Origin of the sequence: Ethanoligenens sp. (assembly GCF_047718355.1) — a bacterium.
GTDB lineage: Bacteria > Bacillota > Clostridia > Oscillospirales > Ethanoligenentaceae > Ethanoligenens.
Genome location: NZ_JBDNLG010000052.1, coordinates 1 through 20,119, shown reverse-complemented (window position 1 = coordinate 20,119; position 20,119 = coordinate 1). Strand labels below are relative to the sequence as shown.

At 49.8% G+C, this 20,119-nt stretch carries 20 protein-coding genes; 10 read left to right on the top strand and 10 right to left on the bottom strand.

Features of this window, described 5'->3' with window-relative positions; all coding sequences use genetic code 11:
- Nucleotides 1-158: 158 nt before the first annotated feature.
- Complete coding sequence (locus ABF463_RS09035) at nucleotides 159-341, bottom strand: hypothetical protein (protein WP_415533277.1); 183 nt, start codon at nucleotides 339-341, stop codon at nucleotides 159-161.
- Between the two features lie 291 nt (nucleotides 342-632).
- Between ABF463_RS09035 and ABF463_RS09030 the strand changes: the two genes are divergently transcribed.
- The 6 genes from ABF463_RS09030 (at nucleotide 633) to ABF463_RS09005 (ending at nucleotide 7,555) form a co-directional block, all read left to right on the top strand.
- Nucleotides 633-1,841: a hypothetical protein gene (locus ABF463_RS09030; protein ID WP_415533276.1), complete on the top strand. Its 1,209-nt coding sequence runs from the start codon at nucleotides 633-635 to the stop codon at nucleotides 1,839-1,841.
- Nucleotides 1,838-2,791 carry a hypothetical protein gene (locus ABF463_RS09025; protein ID WP_415533275.1) on the top strand — a complete coding sequence of 318 codons (954 nt, stop codon included), beginning with the start codon at nucleotides 1,838-1,840 and terminating at the stop codon, nucleotides 2,789-2,791. Before ABF463_RS09030 ends, ABF463_RS09025 begins: the two co-directional genes overlap by 4 nt.
- Nucleotides 2,792-2,809: 18 nt before the next feature.
- Nucleotides 2,810-3,706: an ATP-binding cassette domain-containing protein gene (locus tag ABF463_RS09020; RefSeq protein ID WP_415533273.1), complete on the top strand. Its 897-nt coding sequence runs from the start codon at nucleotides 2,810-2,812 to the stop codon at nucleotides 3,704-3,706.
- On the top strand, nucleotides 3,684-5,903 hold the full coding sequence (locus tag ABF463_RS09015) for a hypothetical protein (RefSeq protein ID WP_415533272.1): 2,220 nt from the start codon (nucleotides 3,684-3,686) through the stop codon (nucleotides 5,901-5,903). The genes ABF463_RS09020 and ABF463_RS09015 overlap by 23 nt, the downstream gene beginning before the upstream one ends.
- Nucleotides 5,904-6,118: 215 nt before the next feature.
- Nucleotides 6,119-6,655, top strand: a complete 537-nt coding sequence (locus ABF463_RS09010) for an Ig-like domain-containing protein (RefSeq protein WP_415533271.1) — start codon at nucleotides 6,119-6,121, stop codon at nucleotides 6,653-6,655.
- A 9-nt stretch (nucleotides 6,656-6,664) separates the two neighbouring features.
- The gene (locus tag ABF463_RS09005) at nucleotides 6,665-7,555 is read left to right on the top strand and encodes a hypothetical protein (protein ID WP_415533270.1); all 891 of its coding nucleotides are present in this window, start codon (nucleotides 6,665-6,667) and stop codon (nucleotides 7,553-7,555) included.
- Between the two features lie 393 nt (nucleotides 7,556-7,948).
- Here ABF463_RS09005 and ABF463_RS09000 read toward each other — a convergent pair whose 3' ends face one another.
- The 4 genes from ABF463_RS09000 to ABF463_RS08985 all read right to left on the bottom strand — a co-directional run bounded on the left by ABF463_RS09000 (nucleotide 7,949) and on the right by ABF463_RS08985 (nucleotide 9,564).
- On the bottom strand, nucleotides 7,949-8,329 hold the full coding sequence (locus tag ABF463_RS09000) for a NifB/NifX family molybdenum-iron cluster-binding protein (protein WP_415533269.1): 381 nt from the start codon (nucleotides 8,327-8,329) through the stop codon (nucleotides 7,949-7,951).
- Between the two features lie 79 nt (nucleotides 8,330-8,408).
- Nucleotides 8,409-8,765: a DUF134 domain-containing protein gene (locus ABF463_RS08995; RefSeq protein WP_415533268.1), complete on the bottom strand. Its 357-nt coding sequence runs from the start codon at nucleotides 8,763-8,765 to the stop codon at nucleotides 8,409-8,411.
- A gap of 143 nt (nucleotides 8,766-8,908) precedes the next feature.
- Complete coding sequence (locus ABF463_RS08990; RefSeq protein WP_415533279.1) at nucleotides 8,909-9,154, bottom strand: LysR substrate-binding domain-containing protein; 246 nt, start codon at nucleotides 9,152-9,154, stop codon at nucleotides 8,909-8,911.
- 74 nt (nucleotides 9,155-9,228) lie between these two features.
- A complete protein-coding gene (locus tag ABF463_RS08985; protein ID WP_415533267.1) occupies nucleotides 9,229-9,564 on the bottom strand; it encodes a rhodanese-like domain-containing protein in 336 nt (111 codons plus the stop codon).
- 57 nt (nucleotides 9,565-9,621) lie between these two features.
- Between ABF463_RS08985 and ABF463_RS08980 the strand changes: the two genes are divergently transcribed.
- Nucleotides 9,622-10,299, top strand: coding sequence for a Crp/Fnr family transcriptional regulator (locus tag ABF463_RS08980; protein WP_415533265.1), 678 nt, complete (start codon nucleotides 9,622-9,624; stop codon nucleotides 10,297-10,299).
- Between the two features lie 5 nt (nucleotides 10,300-10,304).
- Here the strand turns inward: ABF463_RS08980 and trxA are convergent, their stop codons facing one another.
- A complete protein-coding gene (trxA, locus tag ABF463_RS08975) occupies nucleotides 10,305-10,628 on the bottom strand; it encodes a thioredoxin (RefSeq protein ID WP_415533278.1) in 324 nt (107 codons plus the stop codon).
- Nucleotides 10,629-10,969: 341 nt separating this feature from the next.
- On the opposite strand from trxA, the gene ABF463_RS08970 reads away from it, so the two are divergent.
- Nucleotides 10,970-13,420 (top strand): DsrE/DsrF/DrsH-like family protein, encoded by a 2,451-nt coding sequence (locus ABF463_RS08970; protein WP_415533264.1) that lies wholly within the window; start codon nucleotides 10,970-10,972, stop codon nucleotides 13,418-13,420.
- 88 nt (nucleotides 13,421-13,508) lie between these two features.
- Here ABF463_RS08970 and ABF463_RS08965 read toward each other — a convergent pair whose 3' ends face one another.
- Nucleotides 13,509-13,883 (bottom strand): C-GCAxxG-C-C family (seleno)protein, encoded by a 375-nt coding sequence (locus ABF463_RS08965; protein ID WP_415533263.1) that lies wholly within the window; start codon nucleotides 13,881-13,883, stop codon nucleotides 13,509-13,511.
- Nucleotides 13,884-14,023: 140 nt separating this feature from the next.
- Nucleotides 14,024-17,335 carry an MMPL family transporter gene (locus ABF463_RS08960; protein WP_415533262.1) on the bottom strand — a complete coding sequence of 1,104 codons (3,312 nt, stop codon included), beginning with the start codon at nucleotides 17,333-17,335 and terminating at the stop codon, nucleotides 14,024-14,026.
- 187 nt (nucleotides 17,336-17,522) lie between these two features.
- Here ABF463_RS08960 and ABF463_RS08955 point away from each other — a divergent pair, with 187 nt between their 5' ends.
- On the top strand, nucleotides 17,523-18,191 hold the full coding sequence (locus tag ABF463_RS08955) for a TetR/AcrR family transcriptional regulator (RefSeq protein WP_415533261.1): 669 nt from the start codon (nucleotides 17,523-17,525) through the stop codon (nucleotides 18,189-18,191).
- 76 nt (nucleotides 18,192-18,267) lie between these two features.
- Here ABF463_RS08955 and ABF463_RS08950 read toward each other — a convergent pair whose 3' ends face one another.
- On the bottom strand, nucleotides 18,268-18,795 hold the full coding sequence (locus ABF463_RS08950) for an IS3 family transposase (protein ID WP_415533260.1): 528 nt from the start codon (nucleotides 18,793-18,795) through the stop codon (nucleotides 18,268-18,270).
- Complete coding sequence (locus ABF463_RS08945) at nucleotides 18,788-19,144, bottom strand: tyrosine-type recombinase/integrase (protein ID WP_415533259.1); 357 nt, start codon at nucleotides 19,142-19,144, stop codon at nucleotides 18,788-18,790. Before ABF463_RS08945 ends, ABF463_RS08950 begins: the two co-directional genes overlap by 8 nt.
- Before the next feature lie 174 nt (nucleotides 19,145-19,318).
- Here ABF463_RS08945 and ABF463_RS08940 point away from each other — a divergent pair, with 174 nt between their 5' ends.
- Nucleotides 19,319-19,855: a GNAT family N-acetyltransferase gene (locus tag ABF463_RS08940; protein ID WP_415533258.1), complete on the top strand. Its 537-nt coding sequence runs from the start codon at nucleotides 19,319-19,321 to the stop codon at nucleotides 19,853-19,855.
- Nucleotides 19,856-20,119 lie beyond the last annotated feature (264 nt).

The window sequence follows — 20,119 nt, the reverse complement described above, 5'->3', positions numbered from 1 at the left end:
CCATATTCTTTGTGGAATTGTCCCAATAAATGAAATATGTATTTGGATTTATTTAAAATTCAAGTTGAAAAATGTCAAAAATGTGTATATACTATGAAGATATATATGGTTATAAGCTATTTTGAATAAACAATACAATGTATTTTCACCTGTAATCCTTAAATATCGGAAGCAAAGAGATGCAAAATAAAACGAAACGGGTCAAAATCAACGATAGTGGGTTGCGTCGCTGCGGTCTTATCGACAGACAGTACGGTATTCACCGCGTCGACTGTTTCCATCGCACCAGCGGTCTCCACCGCATCAGCAGCTTCTGTCACATCCGCAGCGGAATCCAGCATAACAGATAGCACCTCCGATGTCACCACAGTGTAGAATTAACCTCCGGCAAGACAGGCAAGACCCAGTTTATGGATATTGACAGACAGGATAAATCAGTTTTCTTCGAAAAAAGGAACGGGGATAAACTGCTCTTTTCCTGGACATTCAACGGCAAAACATCACAAACTCTGCCGGTTTTGATATGGGGATTACAACATGTTTTTCCCCAAAAACATCCATACATAAAAGGAATGGGCACGGATAGGAATGGAATCCCTTCTGTGTCCATCGGCTCATAAGAGGGGAACAAAATGAGGACATATGCACCTAAGGACACACCCAAGAAAAAGAAACGAGCACTGTTGTGCACTGCAATAGCCGCTGCACTGTTGTTTGTGATGCCGGGTCTGCCTGCACTCGCTTACATCAATCGCGGCACTGTCGCGGTAAACCTTGGCACAGCAAACGCACAGGTCGCTGTCGGACAGACTCTTGCTATTTCAGCCATTCTCACACCTGCCGCACATGATGAACTGCCGGGCTGCGGTATGGCGTTTTGTCCGCAGCAATGCAGTCCTGGTTGTGTGAACAGCACCGGCGACTGTGCCTGCAACGGCAAGGACTACACAACCTATAAAGCCGGCATGATGCTCACTTCTGCCAACACCAATGTCGCCACTGCGGCCTATACGGACGGTGTTATCACCATTACCGGCTGCTCAGCGGGCACGACCACCATCTCAGCCGTCGGCACCCTTCGGCAATATAGCAGTTCCGCGTCTCAGACCATCCGGGTAACCGTTACAGGCAACAGATCCGACGCGGCAACGGAAGCGACCGGTTCCCAAAGCAACACAACCACACAGACTCCAAGTGCAGTAGACCCCACAGCGGTGCAGACGGTCACCGGACAGCTTGGCACGTTTGATTTTCTTCAAATTGCGCCCGGGAAAAGCGGAAAAGCGGAATTTGACTCCATCCAAGGCAAGGACAAAACCGCAACGTTTGAAAAAAAGGACGCCAGCGGAAATGTCTCCTATTCCTGGTCGTTTAAAGGAACCGATGTAACCAAACCAATGGACATGGATTTCACCGTTGCGCATCAGTCAAAAAATGAATCCGCAATGAAACAGGCGGGCACGCTGATTGAGCCGTTCTATCTTTCGTTCGCACACGAAGGTGCGCTGCCCGGCAAGGCAACCATCGTGGTCAACACCGGCAGCTACTACCCCTCCGGAACCACACTCTATCTCTATACATACAACTCACAAACCAAAAAGCTGGAGTTGACAGGCGGAAATGTGAAGTTGGACAATGGCTTCGCCTCGTTTGCCATCTCACATTGCTCGGATTATGTGCTAGTTACAAGACCGGTCACACCTCACACGGCTGTCCCGCTGCCGCTCCTTGCGGCACTGTGCGCCATTGCGGCGGCAGCCATCGCGGCGGCTATTATGTTTGTCGTGCTGCGGAGAACATCCGGTGCCGAAACATTACCGAAGGAGGTAGAAAAAAAGTGAGAAAGAAGACTCACCGGGGCACGATTTTGCCGCGTTCAGTGCTTGCGGCCGCGCTGGTATGTACAGCAGTCGCCGCTTCCATTCCAGCATTGGCATCAACGAACAGTTCATCTGCCGCATGCACCGCCATGGACAGCGGCGGCACCTGCACGATGGATATGAGTGGCAGTACCGGTTCCCTTCCCGCCTGCTGTCAAGGTCAAGCGGACAGTGCCGTATCCAAAACAGCCGCGGCAAAATCCGCATCCTCTCAGACATCCAGCACTGCAGTTTGCAGTATGACGGGTATGGAGGGCGTCACTTCCTCCACATCCAGCAAAGACAACTGTGATTTCGGCGCGGTGGATATCCTGTCCGTCTCGGACAAAGCATGCGGTCTGGATGAATTTCAGAAGATCCAAGGCAAAACCAGACACACCGCGACATTTGAGAAAGCAGATGCCAGCGGCAATGTCGCCTATTCCTGGACATTCAAGGGGACGGATATCGCAATCCCGGCAAACATCAACATGAACATAGATGTCTCCAAAGAGGGCGCGCTGACCGATGCGGTGGAACAGGTGGTCTCCAGCTACGGGCAGACAATGAAAAATGCCGTATACCTGCACCTTGCGCAATCAGGCGTGCTGCCTGGCAAGGTTTTGCTGATGATTGCAACAAATGGGCAATTTGCGGCGAAAGATACTGTAAATGTCTACTATTATAATGAAGATAAAAACCGCATTGAGCCGGTCGCTCTGGGTGTCAAACCGGAAAATGGTTATGTTTCCTTCACCATCTCACATGCTTCAGATTATTTTTTGACCGTCCAAAAGTTGAATATCCCTTTCTGGAGCCAAATCAAGAGCTGGCAGGTGATCGTGTTGGCTGTGATGCTTGGGGCAGCCGCCGGAATCCTGACACCACTGTTGCTCAAGCGCAAGACACACAAAAAAGATATAAAACAATAGAAGTGGAAAGGGGCGCATATGGTTACACTGGAACATCTGACTAAAAAATACGCGGACTTTACCGCCGTAAAAAACTTGAACGCGACGATTAAAAATGGTTGCATCTATGGACTGGTCGGCTTCAACGGCGCCGGCAAAACGACGCTCTTGAAAACCATTGCGGGCGTGTTTCGCGCGGATGCCGGTCGGGTGCTGGTGGATAACGAGAACATCTACGAAAATGAACGCCTGAAAAGCGGAATATTCCTGCTGTCAGACGATATGTATTTTTTACCGCAGGCCAACCTGTATGAGATGGCAAAATTCTACCGCGGCTATTACCCTACCTGGAGTGAAAAGACGTTTGAAAAGATTACCGCTTTGTTCGGCCTGGATCCGGATGCGCGCATCAATGGCTTTTCCAAGGGCATGCAAAGGCAGGCAGGCATGGTACTGGCCTTGTCGATTCACCCGCATACCCTTTTACTTGATGAGGCGTTCGACGGCCTCGACCTTGCTAAGCGCAACCTGCTCGCACGCATTCTGCGCGAATATGTGCAGGAAAAACAGGCGGTCGTTATCGTGGCGTCACATAACTTGCGGGAACTGGAGAATCTGGTCGACCATTTGGGCATTATCAAGGATCATATATTCTTTTTCAATGATTCCATTGCAGCAATGAAACGCAGCCGAAGTAAATACCGCGCGCAATTTGGACCAGACGTGACGTTTGAAACACTCAAACCTTTACATCTTTCGCTGCTGACACCGGAAGATGCGGGTTTCTCCTTTCTTTATGAAGGCGACGAATCCGCCGTACATCAGAAACTGGACGCATTGGGTCTGACAGTGCTGGAGCGTCTGCCAATGACACTCGAAGAATTTTTTATGGAACAACAGGAGGAGCAGGACGATGCCTTCAACGACCTCTTTTGACCGCAATTCCATCCTGCGCCATGCATGGCGTGAAACATGGTCGCGCAACTTGCTGCTGCCCGTTCTGGGGTTGGTAGTATTTCTCATCCTGTTCCCAATTTCCACAGCGGGTATGCCGGGCAGTTCCATTTTTAACATTGACTACACGCACGAACAACTGAAATATCGTTTTTTTGATGTATCGTTTGGCCCGGTCATCACCGGTGCAGTGCTGCTTTACGGCTTGTCACTCGGTATTGCGTTGCTTCGCTTTCTGCACGACCGGAAGCAGACCGTCACCTATTTTCTGCTTGGAATCACGCGCACGCGCCTATTGGCTGTGCGGTTGGGCGCGGGCTGCTTGATGCTCGTTATCGGCGTGGGTGTACCACTGACCGTTTCACTGATTCTCAATCTGGCGGCACTGGGCTACACGGCATCGATCCTCAGCTCATTTTTCTACCTGCTATGCGGATATCTGGTACTGGGGCTCACGCCGCTGTTTATCGCTGGCATCGGCTGTGCACTTGCAGGCACTCTGTTTGAGGGAATGGCATTTTCCACCTGCCTGCTTGCCATTCCATCGGCAGTGTTTTACGGCGTAGGAGCGCTGGCACGTCATCTGCTGTTTGGCAGCGGTGCCGGAACACTGTTGCGTACTGGCACCGCGTTGGCTGAACCCAGCCTTCTGACGCAGGCTGCGGCGTTCAACCCCATCCTTTTCTTTTATCACGACTCCATGACCTACTATGCCTATTACGCTACAACAAGCGGGGCAATACTTCCGCCCATCCGGCCACTAGTCGTCGTGCTGTGGTTTCTCGGCACGTTGGTACTGGCTGCGTTGGCCGTGCTAGCGCTCAGGCAACGCAAGAATGAAGTCTCCGGCATTGCGTTTATGTCGCACGGGATGAACACCGTGCTGACGCTGACGCTGGCATTTTTCCTCTATACCCTGCTGTTTGACGTGCTGGCGGAAATCAATCCATTTATTGCATTCACTGCAGCCACTGCGGCATTTGTAGCGGTGTGGCTAGCCTTTTCCACACTGACGGCGCGCAGTAAAAAAATGCATAAAAAAGCCATTGCAGTACTGGCGGGCGGGTTAGCCGTGACTTATGTGGTTGTGGCGCTGCTGGGTACGGGATTGCTGGGTTACAGTACGCGCGTACCGGATGTGAACGACATTGCAAGCGCATCTATCAGCTACGTTGGCTCGCCCAACTACAGCACAGGCGACGGCACACAGGGCAGCAGCGGTGCAAACGGATACTATATCACCCAGCAGATCCAATTGACGGACGAAACTGATCTTTCGATGCTTGTATCTCTGCACAAAGCACTCATCGCGGCCGGAAAACCTGCTTTGGCTCTCAACAGCCATGATTTTCCCCAAACCACCGTACCCTATGATATTCGGGTGGCTTACACCCTGCGCAACGGCTTGAAGCTTACACGTTACTACGACCGTGCCACATTCACCACATTGGAATCCATGTTGACACTGGACAACACCTCCGCCGTCCGGCAACTCGAACAGAACATCCTCACCGGAAATAACAAAGACTCCTACTGGGCGGCGGGCGCCTACCGCAATGGCGCAGTCTATCTCAGCAACAGCTGGTATACGAATCCACAGCTTCTCAACTTAAGTACGGACAAACGAGCCGCACTGCTCAAGGCACTGGCAAAAGATATCGCCAGCCAACCGCTAAGCGACCGGTATTTTCCATCAAAACCCGCGCTGGGCGTGCTGATGTTCTCACAAACGGGCGACAGCGATGTCAAAACCTATGCCTACAATTTGGAAAACACTGAAATCTATCTCACCGGCGCATTTACCAACACGCTGCAATTCCTAAATGACAATGGGTTATCTTCCATTCTCAACTTCAGCGATGCAGCCCAAAGTATTACATTGATGAAATACAATCCATATGTCAGCAGGAATCGCGCCGTCGCACCGGAAAGCCAGTACTTTATGGCCTATACGGCAGGCGATGCGGGCAGCTTCATCCTGCAGAAGGACTTTGGTAAAAACTACACCGTGGACGATGTGGATCAGGTCGGCGAATTGCTGCCGCTGCTGCAAAACGGGTACTATATGAGCCGGGGCGGCTATTTGGCGGCAGTGAAGCTTACGAGCGGAACGTACGTCTATAAATTTCTGCCCTATTCGGACGCACCGAAAGAAATCCGGGGAATGGTGGTCAACTAATTAACCGTACTCAAGAGATGTTCAAGTCTGCTGACATGATTAGCAGAGGCTCATGAGGGTGCAAAATGGGTGTCCAACCGACTTACCGGACAGCCAGTATAGAACGTCTTTTGAAGGCGAAAGCCGCAGGACACGTTGCTTTCCGCTGCTAATAAAGTACCATATGCATTCATTTAACGTGTCTCTATGGGGTTTTGAGACAGTGAGGGGTATCAATGCGCAAAAAATACTTTCTCGGTTTCTGTTCACTGGTTTTGATCGTTTTGCTTGCAGGGAGAACATGTGCTGCCGAACCGCTTTTTGTCACTGCACCGCACAAGATGATGGTGGACGTAGGTCTTCAGCACGCAGAGGTCCTGCGAGCGTCGCCGTCTTCTGCCGCACTGGGTATCGACTGCGGTATGGCCGATATGTGCGGCATTGATCCCTGCACTTGCGGCAGCCCGGATGAATGGGGGCATTGTGCCTGCAACGGCACCAAAAAGACGCCGGTGTCCTACAAGGTCATGGTGGACGACCCCAAGGTAGCGAGTGTAACGGTTTCAGGCGCAAAATTAACCGTAAAGGGCTTATCGGCCGGGCAGACAAATGTAACGGTCACGGCACATCTGCAACACTATACAGATGCGGTGCAGACCATTACGGTCACAGTCAATTCACCGTTTTATTTGTTCTGGATCCTGCCTGTGGCAGCCGTCGCCGCGGTTCTCCTGTTATGGATGTTCAAACGAAAAAAGAAGGGAAAAAGGTAACTTCCTAAGATGAATCGAATATCCTGGCGAAAAACGCCATATGAAATTCTGGCGATTGTAATACTTTTGGTCTCGCTGGCGGGATGTAGTCCCGCAATCAAAACAGGTTCCGGATCGCCGTCCATCCTCACACAGAGCGTTTCTGTTTTTAGCAATGGCAAAGAGGCATCCCAAAAGGTCACTGTCACCCTTACATTTGACCGTGCCATTACCATTGTGGGGAATGTAGACAACCAGCTTGCCGTCAAATTGAACGGAAAATCTGTTGATACAAAAACAATGGCATGGCACGCCGCCGCAGATAAAAACAACCGCGAAAAGCTGATATGCACGTTATCCGCACTGCCTTCGGATACCGACCCCATGCAAGGCAGATATTTCGCCGTATATGAAGGTTCTCTTGTTATCACGGCCAAAAACGGCGCATCCGTCGCTGCCATTACAGACTCCAGTAGAAAATACGCCGCAAAGTGGGCCAAAGTCCATGTTCAGATTCCATCCGGTGTAACGGTCGTGCCGGTTTCCTCGGAGAATGGCAGCGTGTCCGCACCAGCGCAGGTAACAGTGCGCGTTACCTCAACAGGTGTCATTCGGGCTATGACATGGGTGCAATTCTTGCAAAACGGTCAACCGGTGATGCAGAAGGATTATAAAAAGGGAAGCTTCTCTTATACAAACGATGGCTCATTTCCTATCCATGACCATCAACTGTTTCAAATGAACAAGGAAGATTACGCCAAAGAGATTGCCTCCGGATTGGAAAGCTATTTCGGAAAAGGCACCCCCACTGCTGGAGAATATTCCTTCATTACCAACAAAGATACCGTGATGGTGAAAGCCAACGCGTCGACAGACGGCGAGATACTGTCGCTGTGCATTTTCAATCATCCGGACAGCTAAGCTATAGGAACCCAGGTAAAGCTTTCTATCGATACAGGCAATCTCAGTAATGTCTGTAAACCGTTTCTTGTTTGGATTCTCGGCCGTAAAGTCTTGCCACAGCATGTTTTCGGGTTTCTGGGGGTTCGGAATCTGTTTTCGGCAGGCATTTTGGCTGCCTCCTTTCGCCTGACCGCATCTTTACTCAGCAGCTCTACTTTTGTATATTTTCCGGGTATAAAATGACCTCCTGCCGTAGTTTCCATTCTACAACAGGAGGTCCCTTTTTTCACTATCTGCTTTTAAGGGTATCGTCTACAGCACTTCGAGAGCCGTTTTCGTCCCGATTTTTATATTGACAAGTGCTGCGATTTTTATTAACAAACGCAGCAATGGGTAGCAATATTCTGTGAATTAATGGGCGCATTCTCCGCAAGAGTCACTCCCGCCATGCTGTTCTTCATGATGTGTGCAGGATACGTCAGGGTCGAATCGAAGTGCGCCGCTCAGCATATCCGCGACCGCCTTGTCTGCTTCCCCAGACACGCCGCCATAAAGCTGAATGCCAACTTCGGACAACATGCTTTTCGCACCGCCGCCGATGCCACCGCAGATCAGTGTATCGACCCCCAGATTTTGAAGGAAAGCAGCAAGCGCGCCGTGACCGTTCCCGTCTGTCCCCACCGTGGCTGCCGCAACGGTTTTACCGTCCGCAATATCGTAGATCTTAAAACACTCCGTGCTTCCAAAATGCTGAAAAATTTGTCCGTTTTCGTATGGTACTGCAATTTTCATTTTTTGTTTTCCTTTCTTTCAATAACAACGCGGTCTGTTCTGTACAAGGCATATGCAACGCATCGGAAGCCATTTCCGATCAATCCTGCCTCTCTATTGCAGGGTGTTTTTTGTGGCAACAGCAGCATCGGCCGGAGTTTCCGCCGCACAAGACAACGTTGCCGCCACGGATGGTCAACTGCATCCCGTTTACAAGGCACTCAGCCAGTTTTGCACGAGCGCTTGCGTAGATTGCCTGAGCGGTTGTTCGGGCAACCATCATCTGCGCCGCACATTCTTCCTGACTTAGTCCCTCCGAATCGATCAACCGGATTGATTCAAACTCATCCACCGTCATAGTGATTACGGGCAGGTTGTTTAGGCCTTCCCCCAAGGGACCGAAGCGTCTGCATTTGGGCATATCACAGATACGCCGGCATTTTTGCGGTCTTGGCATCTTATCATCGCCTTTATAGTGTTATCGGCATATGTCAACAACCACAAAAAGAATAACATAGATAATGGCATATGTCAATAATTTTTTATATGCGTGAAACGACCTTGCGAAAACCCCGGCTTTCTCTTTTACTTTCATGCCGCTCACGAAACATCTAAGCAGAAATCCATAAATGCCCGCAGCGATTCCGAAAGATATTTGTTTTTGTGATGGACAATTTTAAATGCGCGCTCAAAACATAACGGGCTGGTGCGAATGACGCACGGGCACCCAGCCTTAACCTCGTTTTTCACTGAACGCCTGGAAATGACGGAAATGCCGAGATTCCCCGCCACAGCATTTTTAATGGTGTCGGCGTTGTTGCAGACCCAAGTACTCCTGTTACGCATGTAATATGTTTTGCGGCAAAATAGCAAGCGGCAGGAGATAGCTCTCCCGCCGCCTGTCTGGTATATGGCGCCTGTCAGCGTGTGACTGCGTACGGCCACGCATTGATTCCACCCAGATTGTACACATTGGTATACCCCATGGCGGCAAGCACACCGCACGCCTGTGCGGCGCGCCCTCCGCTAAGGCAATAGACAATGATTTCAGAACCTTTGTCGGGGATAATATGTGCCGATCGGGTCTTTAACTGGTCGAGCGGCAGTGATATACTATTAGGGATGTGTCCACCTTTGTATTCTTCCCGTGTGCGCACGTCCAGCAAAAAAACAGTATCGCCGGAATCCAGGCGTTCTTTCGCCTGTTTGGGGGAAATTGTATTTCGGGAGGTCTTCCCAAACAGAAAATCAAACATAACGGTTTAACCCTTTCTAATCTTGATTATCAAATAGCGCTGTAAAGGAGGTGCGGGATGCTGCATTCGGATGATATGGATTTTTTGACCAAGTATTTGCCGCTGCTTGCCAAATTGAGTGAAACGGACCGCGCCGCGATTTTGGCGTCCGGGGTACGCGCTTCTTTTGAAAAAGGAACGGCTATTCTGGACAGGGAACGCGAATGCAACGGACTCATTGTTGTGAAAAGCGGTCAGCTCCGAGCCTCTTTCAACCTGCAAGACGGCAAGGAACTGACACTTTACCGCCTGCTCGCGGGAGATATCTGCATTCTCAGCGCATCCTGTGTGCTTAAAAACATCACGTTTGAAATCACGTTGGAAGCGGAAAGGGACAGCCATGTCTATTTCATTCCCGCCGTAGTCTGGGCCGAATTAAGTGGGCGCAACCCTGAAGCAAAGCAATTTACCATGGACTTGGTTTCCGAACGCTTCTCGGAGGTAATGTGGGTGGTGGAACAGATGGCCACCAAAAACATGGGCCAGCGCGTTGCGGCGTTTTTGCTGGAGCAATCCGTGCTGGACGGCACAGAACAGCTTTCCATCACACACGATATCATTGCCAAAAACCTTGGTACCGCCCGTGAGGTGGTCAGCCGCGTACTCAAATACATGGAAAACGACGGACTGCTTTCGCTTTCCCGCGGCAAGATCTCGCTTATGCAAATGAAAAAGCTGCGCGAGATGAACCATTAGGACTCTCAGGCATTTACGGACCGCAGAATAGAGAGCAGCTCCGCCTTAGGAGTGACACCCACCCGCTGTCCAACGATCTTTCCATCTTTCAGGAATACCAATGTGGGAATACTCATCACGGAAAACTGCGCGGCAAGTTCCGGGTTTTCATCCACATTCAGTTTGGCGACAGTAGCCGTGTCCCCCAGTTCTTCGGCCACCTCTTCAACGATCGGCCCCTGCATCCGGCACGGCCCGCACCATGTGGCCCAAAAATCAATCAAAACCGGCTTATCAGTATTTAGAACTACCTGGTTGAAATTGTTACGGTTCAGTGTGATAACATCCATTGTAATCACCATTCCTTTCATGATTGTGCCATCAGTATACTGCACGCAGGCACATACTTCCGTAACATAGTCACCAACGGACACGGGTGGCATTTAATCTTTCCATCGACCGGGAACACCCCGTTTCCTATATTATGAAGACGATGTGAAGACAACCTGCGCAGTGTGTACGCCGAGAACCGTTTCCCTGTTTGGGGAAATGGCTCTTTTTCTATGCCCAAGCTTGTACGTGACAAAGTTACGGTATCAAGTGTGCACCTTTGTTAAACTTATGTCATAAGACAGCGGGTGGCTTAGAAATCGCCCGCTTTAGCCAGATGAACGAAGAGGAGTGTACCGGTATGAAAGTTTTGATTGTGGGCGGCGTTGCAGGCGGTGCGTCGGCAGCGGCCCGCCTTCGCCGGAATGATGAACATGCGGAAATCATCTTGTTTGAACGGGGCGACTTTATTTCCTTTGCCAACTGTGGACTGCCCTATTATATTGGCGGTGTTATCTCGGAGAAAACCAAGCTGACGCTGCAAACGCCGGAAAGCTTTCGGGCGCGTTTTCGGGTGGATGTGCGTGTGGGCAGCGAGGTCATTGCAATCAACCCAGTACGCCGGGAAGTAAGCGTTCGCCGCACAGCCGACGGCTCCATCTATCAGGAAAGTTACGACAAATTGTTGCTTTCCCCGGGTGCGGAGCCTATCCGGCCGCGTCTGCCGGGATTTGACAACCCCCGTGTGTTCACCCTGCGCAATATTCCGGATACCTACGCAATCAAGGATTACTGCGACACACACAAACCACGGCGTGCCGCCATTATCGGCGGAGGGTATATCGGCATTGAGGTGGCGGAGAATCTACACCGGCTGGGCATCCGCGTCGCCATCATCCAGATGACGGACCACATTCTTCCGCCGGCAGATGCGGATACGGCTGTCGCGCTGCACAATCATCTGCGGGAAAAGGGCGTGGATCTGCGGCTTAATACCAGTGTGCAAGCCATTGAAGAAACATCGGATGGTTTACTTTTCCGCCTTTCAGACGGCAGCAAGCTCTGCGCGGATTTCGCCATTCTTTCGGCTGGTGTGCGGCCCGAGGGGAAATTAGCCGCCGACGCGGGTCTGAAAACCGGCCTACGCGGCTCCATTCTGGTGGACGACACGCTGAAAACCAGCGACGAACACATCTATGCCGTGGGTGACGCGGTGCAGGTGACAGACTTTACGAGCGGCGCGCCTTCTTATATTCCGCTGGCCTCCCCTGCTAATAAGCAGGGCCGTATCGCGGCGGATAACATCTGCGGGGCGCAGGAAAAATACGAGGGGTCACAGGGCTCAGCGGTACTCAAAGTATTTGACTTGACGTTTGCTTCCACCGGCCTTTCGGAAGAAGTGCTGAAAGCCGCAGGCACCTCCTATCAAAAATCCTTCACCTATTCGGCGTCGAATGCGTCGTATTACCCCGGCGGTCTGCCTATCAGTTTAAAGCTGCTCTTTGCACCCGAGAACGGCCGCATTCTGGGGGCACAGGCCGTGGGCTATGCGGGTGTGGACAAACGTATCGACGTAATCGCCACTGTGCTGCGCATGGGCGGCACGGTACATGACCTGACAAGGTTGGAGCTTTGCTACGCACCGCCGTTCTCCTCCGCAAAAGACCCTGTAAACATGGCCGGTTATACAGCGGAAAATATACTGCAAAAGCGCTTCACGCCGTTTTACGCGGAGGATGTGGCGAAACTGACCGGACAAAACGCAACGTTGGTAGACGTGCGGACAAAAGAAGAATTTGAGACCGGCACCATTCCCGGAGCCATTCACTTGCCGTTGGACAGCCTGCGGGAACATCTCTCGGATCTACCAAAAAACAAGCCGGTGTATGTGTTCTGTCAAATTGGCCTGCGCGGTTATCTGGCGTCGCGCATCCTGACACAAAACGGCTTTGCGGATGTACGCAATCTCAGCGGCGGTTACCGTCTCTGGGCAGAGATTGAAAAAGACCGGACGATGGCCGCCTGCCCGCCGCCTACTGACAAAGGGAATCAATCGGACTGTGACTGTCTCGCCTGTGCACAGCCTAAAAAGACCATCGTGGTCGATGCCTGCGGTCTAAGCTGCCCCGGTCCCATTCTGGAAGTGAACAAAGCGCTGAAGCAAGCTGCGGACGGTGAAATTCTGGAAATCAAAGCGACTGACCCGGCATTTTCAAGCGACATTGGCGCTTTTTGCAAACGTACCGGCCACCGGTTGTTGGATTCCGGCTTTGACGGCAGGCAGTTTTCCGTAACACTGCAAAAGTGCGCAACGTTGGCGGATACAGTTCCGGTCTCCGGCGGCAACGACAAAAGCATCATCATTTTTTCCGGCGATCTCGACAAGGCCATCGCGGCGTTTATTATCGCAAACGGCGCGGCAGCCATGGGCCGCAAAGTGCACATGTTCTTCACCTTCTGGGGATTGAATATTCTGCGCAAACCGGAAAGAGCATCCGTCAAGAAGGATTTCCTTTCCACAATGTTTGGGCGGATGATGCCGCGCGGCTCGCAAAAGCTGGGATTGTCGCGCATGAACATGGGCGGTATGGGCGCCAAGCTCATCCGTGCGGTCATGCAAAACAAGCACATTAACTCGCTGGAAAGCCTGGTTGAAGAGGCCATCAAGAATGGTGTGGAGATGACGGCCTGCACCATGTCGATGGATGTGATGGGCATCCGCAAGGAAGAATTGATTGACGGTGTCGGCAGCGGCGGCGTGGCGTCTTTTCTGGCCAACGCGGAAGAATCGGACACCAGCCTTTTTATTTGAATAAAAAACGCAGAAAGCACAGAAAGCCATACGGTCGGATGCAAATGCATCCGACCATATGGCTTTACTTTGAAATTTTTTAGGGGTCTTATTCTTTCATACAGTCACACAGGAATGTGGCGGCTTTTTCTACGCAGCCCGCGCAAGGCAGCTTTCTGGCAGACCGAATTTCCCGGCAGGTCAGTGCACCAGCCTGCTTTTGAAAAATTGCTTCAAGCTCCCCTGCTTTTTCCGATAACCCTGATTCTTCCAAGACAGCTTTGGCTGCATACAGCGCGCCGCATTCCCCGCCGGGTGCGCGGCCGCCTCCATAGTTGCGAAACGCATCAAGGTCAATCCCCTGTAAATGCAGTTCTTTGACAAACGTATTGGCGACCGCCTGCGCGCAATTTGATTTTTCGCGGCCGTTTTGACCCAGATAATAATCGGAAGCCTCGTCGACCAGCTGCTTTTTATTTTGCATGTTTAAATTATCCTCCTTGATCAATTCTGGTTTCAATTATACCACTTATCGGTTTGCAGACCGTGATGAAGTCACCAAAAACAATTTTCCGATTTTTTTTCCTGACGTTTGGTCAAATCAGCCCTGTTGTTCGGGGACTATCATTGGGGCTCAGATTTGTCCAGTTGTTCAGAACGGCGTTTTCCCCACAGCTGCAATTTCTCACGGAGAGATACACATGCAGGCAGGAAGATTGGCATAAATACGAAAGCCAGCAGAATCAGACCGATAATCACCGTCGTGGCCAATTCTGCCTGCGAGGTGATCTGCGAAGGATACAGCGCCGCAAAGGTTGCCGAAAGGATGATTGCTGCGGACATAATCACACTGCCGGTATTTGCCGCCGCGTCGACCATGGCTTTGCAGGGGCCCAGTCTCCTGCCCTCACGGAAGCGTGTAACCAGAAAGATGCTGTAGTCCACACCCAGCGGAATCAACATGATAAAGGAAAAGAACGGCGCTGTCCATGTCAGATTTCCGACGTGGAATACATGCGCAAACAGCAACTGTGTCAACGTGTAAGAAGCGTAATACGAAATCAGAAGGGCAGCCAGAATGAAAATGGGCATCAGTATGGAGCCAGTCACAAAAATCAGCAGGATTGCGATACCAATCAACATCAGGATGGTGCTTCTGGAAAGGTCACTGCCGGAAACGAGAGACAAATCCCGATTTTGAGATGAGACGCCGGTAATACCGGCAGTCATACCTTTCAAAGAACCGCTTTGCAAATCAGCGGTGACCGTATGCTCTATGTTGCCAACCACCTGAATGGCCTGTGCCGAATACGGATCGATTGACAGATAAACCGTAATTGCTGCAATTTTCCGATTGCCCGACATATAGGCATCCAGAGATTTCTGGAAATCAGCGCCTTTTAGTTGATCATCGGGGATATAGAAAATCGAGCTGGATTCATTGGACGACGACAGACCGTTTAAGTATGCTTTGGCGGAATCCAAGCCGCTCGACACATCCCCAAGCCCCTTGGAAGCATCATTGAGGCCCGCGGTCAACTTGGTCAGCTGACCGGATAAATTTTCAACACCGTCAATGAGTTGGTTTTGTCCGGATTGGATAGCATTTGCCGCACCGACCAGCTGAGCTGTGCCGTCCGCCAGCTTCTGCTGTCCCGCAGCAATGTCTGAAAGACCGCTGTCCAACTGTTTCGCACCGGCATCCAATTGTGCGACTGCCGCCGCAATCTTTGCCTGACCATTTGAAGCGTTGGTCAGTCCCGCACTCAACTCGGAGCCGGCCGTTTCAAGCGCATCCAATCCGGCTGACATTGCATTCAGCCCGTCCTGTGCCTCTGAAAGCCCTTGACTGGAATTGCTGCCGGCCAGACCGTTCAGCGCTGTTTGTACATTGTTGAGATCGGCAGTTACTTTTCCAAGAGACGCTCCCACGCCCTTGGCATCGGTTCCAATTCCGCCGACCAGTTGCATCTCAGACGTATATTGCGGGTCGGCGGGAGACAGCATCTTGCCAAGCGATCCGGCTTTTGTACCGATGTCGGTCACAGAGCTGCCTACGCTTGTCAGGTTCGTTCCAACGTCGGTCAAATCAACTTTAACGGTCTGCATGGCTGTGCTCATATTGGCAGAACCGGCATTCATCTGGTCGATCATATCTTGTAATTTGGAAAGATTGTCGGACACGCTTTTGATCCCTTGTGTGAGCTGTTGCGCACCCGATGCACTGCCGCTCAATCCACCCGCCAGGGCATTGCAAGACGTTTCCAGCGCATCAAGATTGGGAACGAGGGCGTCGGCTCCCTGTTTTAGGCTGCCCAAACCGGACGATAACTGCCCGGCTGCGTTTTGCAGGGAGGAAAGACCCGTCACAAGGCTTGCCGTTCCTGTTTTCAGTTGATCCAATGATCCGCTTTCTCCGGATGAGGACTGTAGCTGAGAAGCCGCACTTTGCAGGCTGTCCTTGATTTTTTCGATTCCGCTTTGGGCACTGCCCAGACCATCACTCACCTGCCTCGTTTGACTGCTCAAGTACAAGTTATCCAGTTTTGCGCCTTTCGGTCGGGTAGCACTGTAAACCGACTGAACCCCGGATAGTTTGGTGAGGTCATCATCCAGCTTGTCAACTGCCGCCAGTGTCTCCTCGTTGTCCATGGGTGTGGGGCTTTGGAGCACCACATTGACGGGAAACAGCTTACCCGGTCCGAATTTATCGGAGCTGATATCGACGGCTTTTACAGAATCATAAGAGCCAGCCACCTCATTCAGATTATCGTAAGAGAGATCGTTCTTATACAGAAGAATGACCGGCACCGTCACGATCAACACAGCCAGCAGAAACACGACCGGTTTTCTGATGGAGGCTGAAGAAGCCGTTTCCCACAGACGGTTACGCTGGTGACCCGCATGGGGTTTTGTGGGCCAGAAAAGCCCCGGGCCAAGCAGGCGCATCAAACATGGCAACAACGTCGTCAGCTCCAGCAACAGAACCAAAACGGCGATTGCGACCGCCGAAACCGCCTGGTAGATTGAAAATTTTGCAAATCCGAGAACAGCAAATCCAATCAGAACGGTAAGCGAACTTAGAAATACAGTTTTACCCGCTGTTCGATAGGTACTCACAATGGAATCCTCTACGGATTTCATTTTCAGTTCTTCCCGAAAACGCATCATGAGCAACAGCGTATAATCCGTCCCGATACCGAACAAAACAAGGATGAGAAAGGTTGATGTGGAAGACGAATAAGGAAAATTCAGTTTATCCGCAAGCTGTGTGACAATACCCTGCGAGCAAAGAAACGTGAGAGCAATCGAGAACAAAGAGACGATGGGGGCAACCGGTGAACGGAATACCAGAAGCAGGATTAGAAAAATGGCGGCAAAGGTGAAAAGCTCTGTTTTTTTTGTACCCGCCTGCGAGGTGGCAATCATGTCGTTGTTGATGAGGTCGCCGCCTGTCAGGTAATGTTTTACAGAAACAGAAGAGAGCGTCTTGTCGATTTCATCCCGGATGGTATCTATGCTGGTACCTGTTTTATCGATATTCAGGCTGACCAGCACCGTGGTACCATCTTTGGAAACCATTTCATCTTTCAGATCGCTGTTATCAAAATAGTCAGTTACATTTGTGATATGTAGGGCTTTCTCGTCGCTTTTCAGCTGATCAACGCCTTGATGGATAGCGTCAAGCTGAGTGTCCGTCAGCGGCCTTTTGCTGTTAAATACGACCAGAAGATTAGACGCCTTTGAGCCGCTGCTCACATTGTTCTTCTTGTTCAACAGTTGGTTTCCAATATAAGACGAATAACTGGAAGGAATTTGAGGTTGGCCTTTATTAATGGCAAGCTGTGTCAGGTCAGGCATGAAGTGATGGAGCGCGATGGCCAGTATAATCCATATGCATACCAGCAACCATCGGGACTTGATGATGTTTTTCATGTGGAGCCCCCTGTTTTATTCAGACTTATCGGTCGCGACCGACCGGTCTATACTCGTGATTATCATAACACCACCATCCGTGGATGTCAACGCTTCCCCACCAAAAAGGGAAAAGAGGGCAGCAAACACGCTATTGCCGCCGCGATATGAGTAGATGTATAATAGGCAAAAGGAAAGGGTGGTTACCATGCCGAACAAAACCTTTGAGCATTTGACAAACGAAAAAAAAGAGGCGGTCATTCAGGCCGCCTTAAAAGAATTTACCGCGCATGATTTTGCTTCTGCCTCTTTGAATGACATTATTGCAAGCATTGGCATTGCCAAAGGAAGCTTTTACAGATATTTTAACAATAAGCAAGACCTTTATGATTATCTGATTCGTTATGGCCTTGAAAAAAAGATACAGTATGTAAACCAACTTAAGGAACCAACCAACGATCTATTTCAATTGATTCAGCGAATGGTCAGCAATTATATCCGGTTCAATTTAGAAAACACAGAATTGGCTGCGTTTATGCAAAAGGCGGCCAGTGAAAATAGCACTGTGCGTGATGACTATCTGTTTCTAAAAAATGGTCGGCAGGTATTAATAGAAAAAATAAAAGAGAGCCAAGAACACGGAATTATAAATGCCCGGTTCAGTGCGGACTTTGTATGTTTTTGCATTTCCCAACTGCTGACAGGTTCCTCGGATTATGTACAAAATAAGTATTTAGGTGAAAAAACCATCTCCGAATATTTGCTGCATCCAGCCGAAGATTATAAAAAAATAAAGGATGGAATTGTACTTTATTATCAGCAACTGGTTGAATTTTTGAAAAGCGGATTCGAGTCCCCTAAAGAAAACACAAAATAAATGGGAGACTACATAGGTAGTTTTCTATACAATAACGACTGAAATCGTGCAATAAGACCGCCCTCCTTGCCAACACTCAAAGCCAAGGAGATACAAAAAATGAGAAGCAATGCAGCAATGCATTCAAGAATCCGTAGTTAAGAAATTGGATATCATAGTGCTTCAAAACATCCCGGTAATCCCCGGCGGCATATTGAATACCCCGGTCACTGTGGAAAATCAGACCCGGCTCCGAGCGCTCCCTGCGAACAGCCATCTCAAGGGCCGATACTGTCAGGGCGGTGTCTATTCGATTGGAAAACGTGTACCCCACCACCTTTTTTGTGAACAGATCCTTTACAATAGCGGCGTACAGCCAACCCTCGTCGGTAGGAACGTAGGTGATGTCGCCGACCCAAATTGCGCAGGGCCGGGGCGCGGTGAAGTCGCGCTTGAGGAGATTGGGAGCGATTGAAAAGCTGTGCTTGGAGTTTGTGGTGCTCTTGTACGCCCTTTTACGATGAGAAACGATGCCGGCAGCCTTCATCAGCCGGCGCACTCGCTTACGGGAGCAGCCGAACTGCGGTTTCAGCAGGTGGAATAAGCTGTCCAATACCTCAGGCATCGGTATTCACCTTTGGCTTGCGACCACGCTTTTTCGGAAGTGTATCCAACGGGCTCGTTATCGATTCATTTAACTTGCTCAGGTGGGGGTAAAAGGCCGTGGTCTGGATAAAAGTATGGCCCAGCAGCTCTTTAGTCTGGCAGACTTCCACCCCAGATTCTAGCAGATGTGTGGCAAAGCAGTGCCGTAAGGTGTGAATGGTAAAGGTATCGGACAGCTTCGCATGTTTCTTGTATTTGTTGAAGGCATCTTGAACGGCCCGCGAAGTCATAGTATCAATTGTGTACGAGGACAATCCTCGCAACGCAAATTCCTCATGAACCCGACTGATGACTTCTTCATTGGTCATGGAACCATCTCCTTTAATAGTAATGATTCCATTTTATCGGATATGGCAAGAAACCTGCCGTTTCACAGCAGGTTTCTTGAAAACGTAGTATCTACCCTATACAACCACCGCGCAAGCGGTTTGGTGCTATGTTTATAATATTCCTGGTCGATAATAGTAATGAAGGTGCTGAATATGATACGCTTACTACAAAAATCCGATATAGAAACGATATGCAATATCGTAAATGACAATTGGAAATCAGTTTACAGCGAATATATCAATGAAGATTTATTAAATAAACAAGGTTGTATAGAACGAGAAAATAGGTTGAAAAAAGATTTCTTATCCAGCAGATTATTAAATTACGTTTATGAATGTGACAATCAACCCGTAGCGTTATTATCCATTGGAAATACAGCAGATAAAGACAAAATCGGAGCTTTTGAATTGTGGCGTATTTACATCTTGAAGGCATATCAAAGCCGAGGAATTGGTACTCTTCTGCTCGACTTTACTGAGAAAAAAGCCATCCGATCAGGTTATAAAGAAGTGCTAATATGGGTTTTCAAAGGAAATGTACATGCTCTTTCTTTTTATAAAAAGCATGGTTATAAGCATGATAAAGAGTGCTATTTGGGCCAACCATATTTTACCTATGGAATTCGACTAAGCAAGGAATTAAACTGTGATGTTTACACGTGTGCCCGCCTTGACAAAATGAACGTATAATTTTACGCTTATGCCGAGTTATTACTAACCCTAAAATTCGATTAATTTTTATATGATGGAGCGCCCCCAAGAAATACGCAGTTGTAGGCGAGTACGAGGACATTCTCAATTATGACTATATGGACAATCTGTGTGCGTTTGCATAATATCTTTGCTTCGAGCCAAGTTGGGTTTGTTGGCAAACCACTCGAAAAATCTTTAATTCGAACTACAGGGATTCATTTGGACAAAGTCTCATTTTAGAACTTTCTATCGGCTACAAAA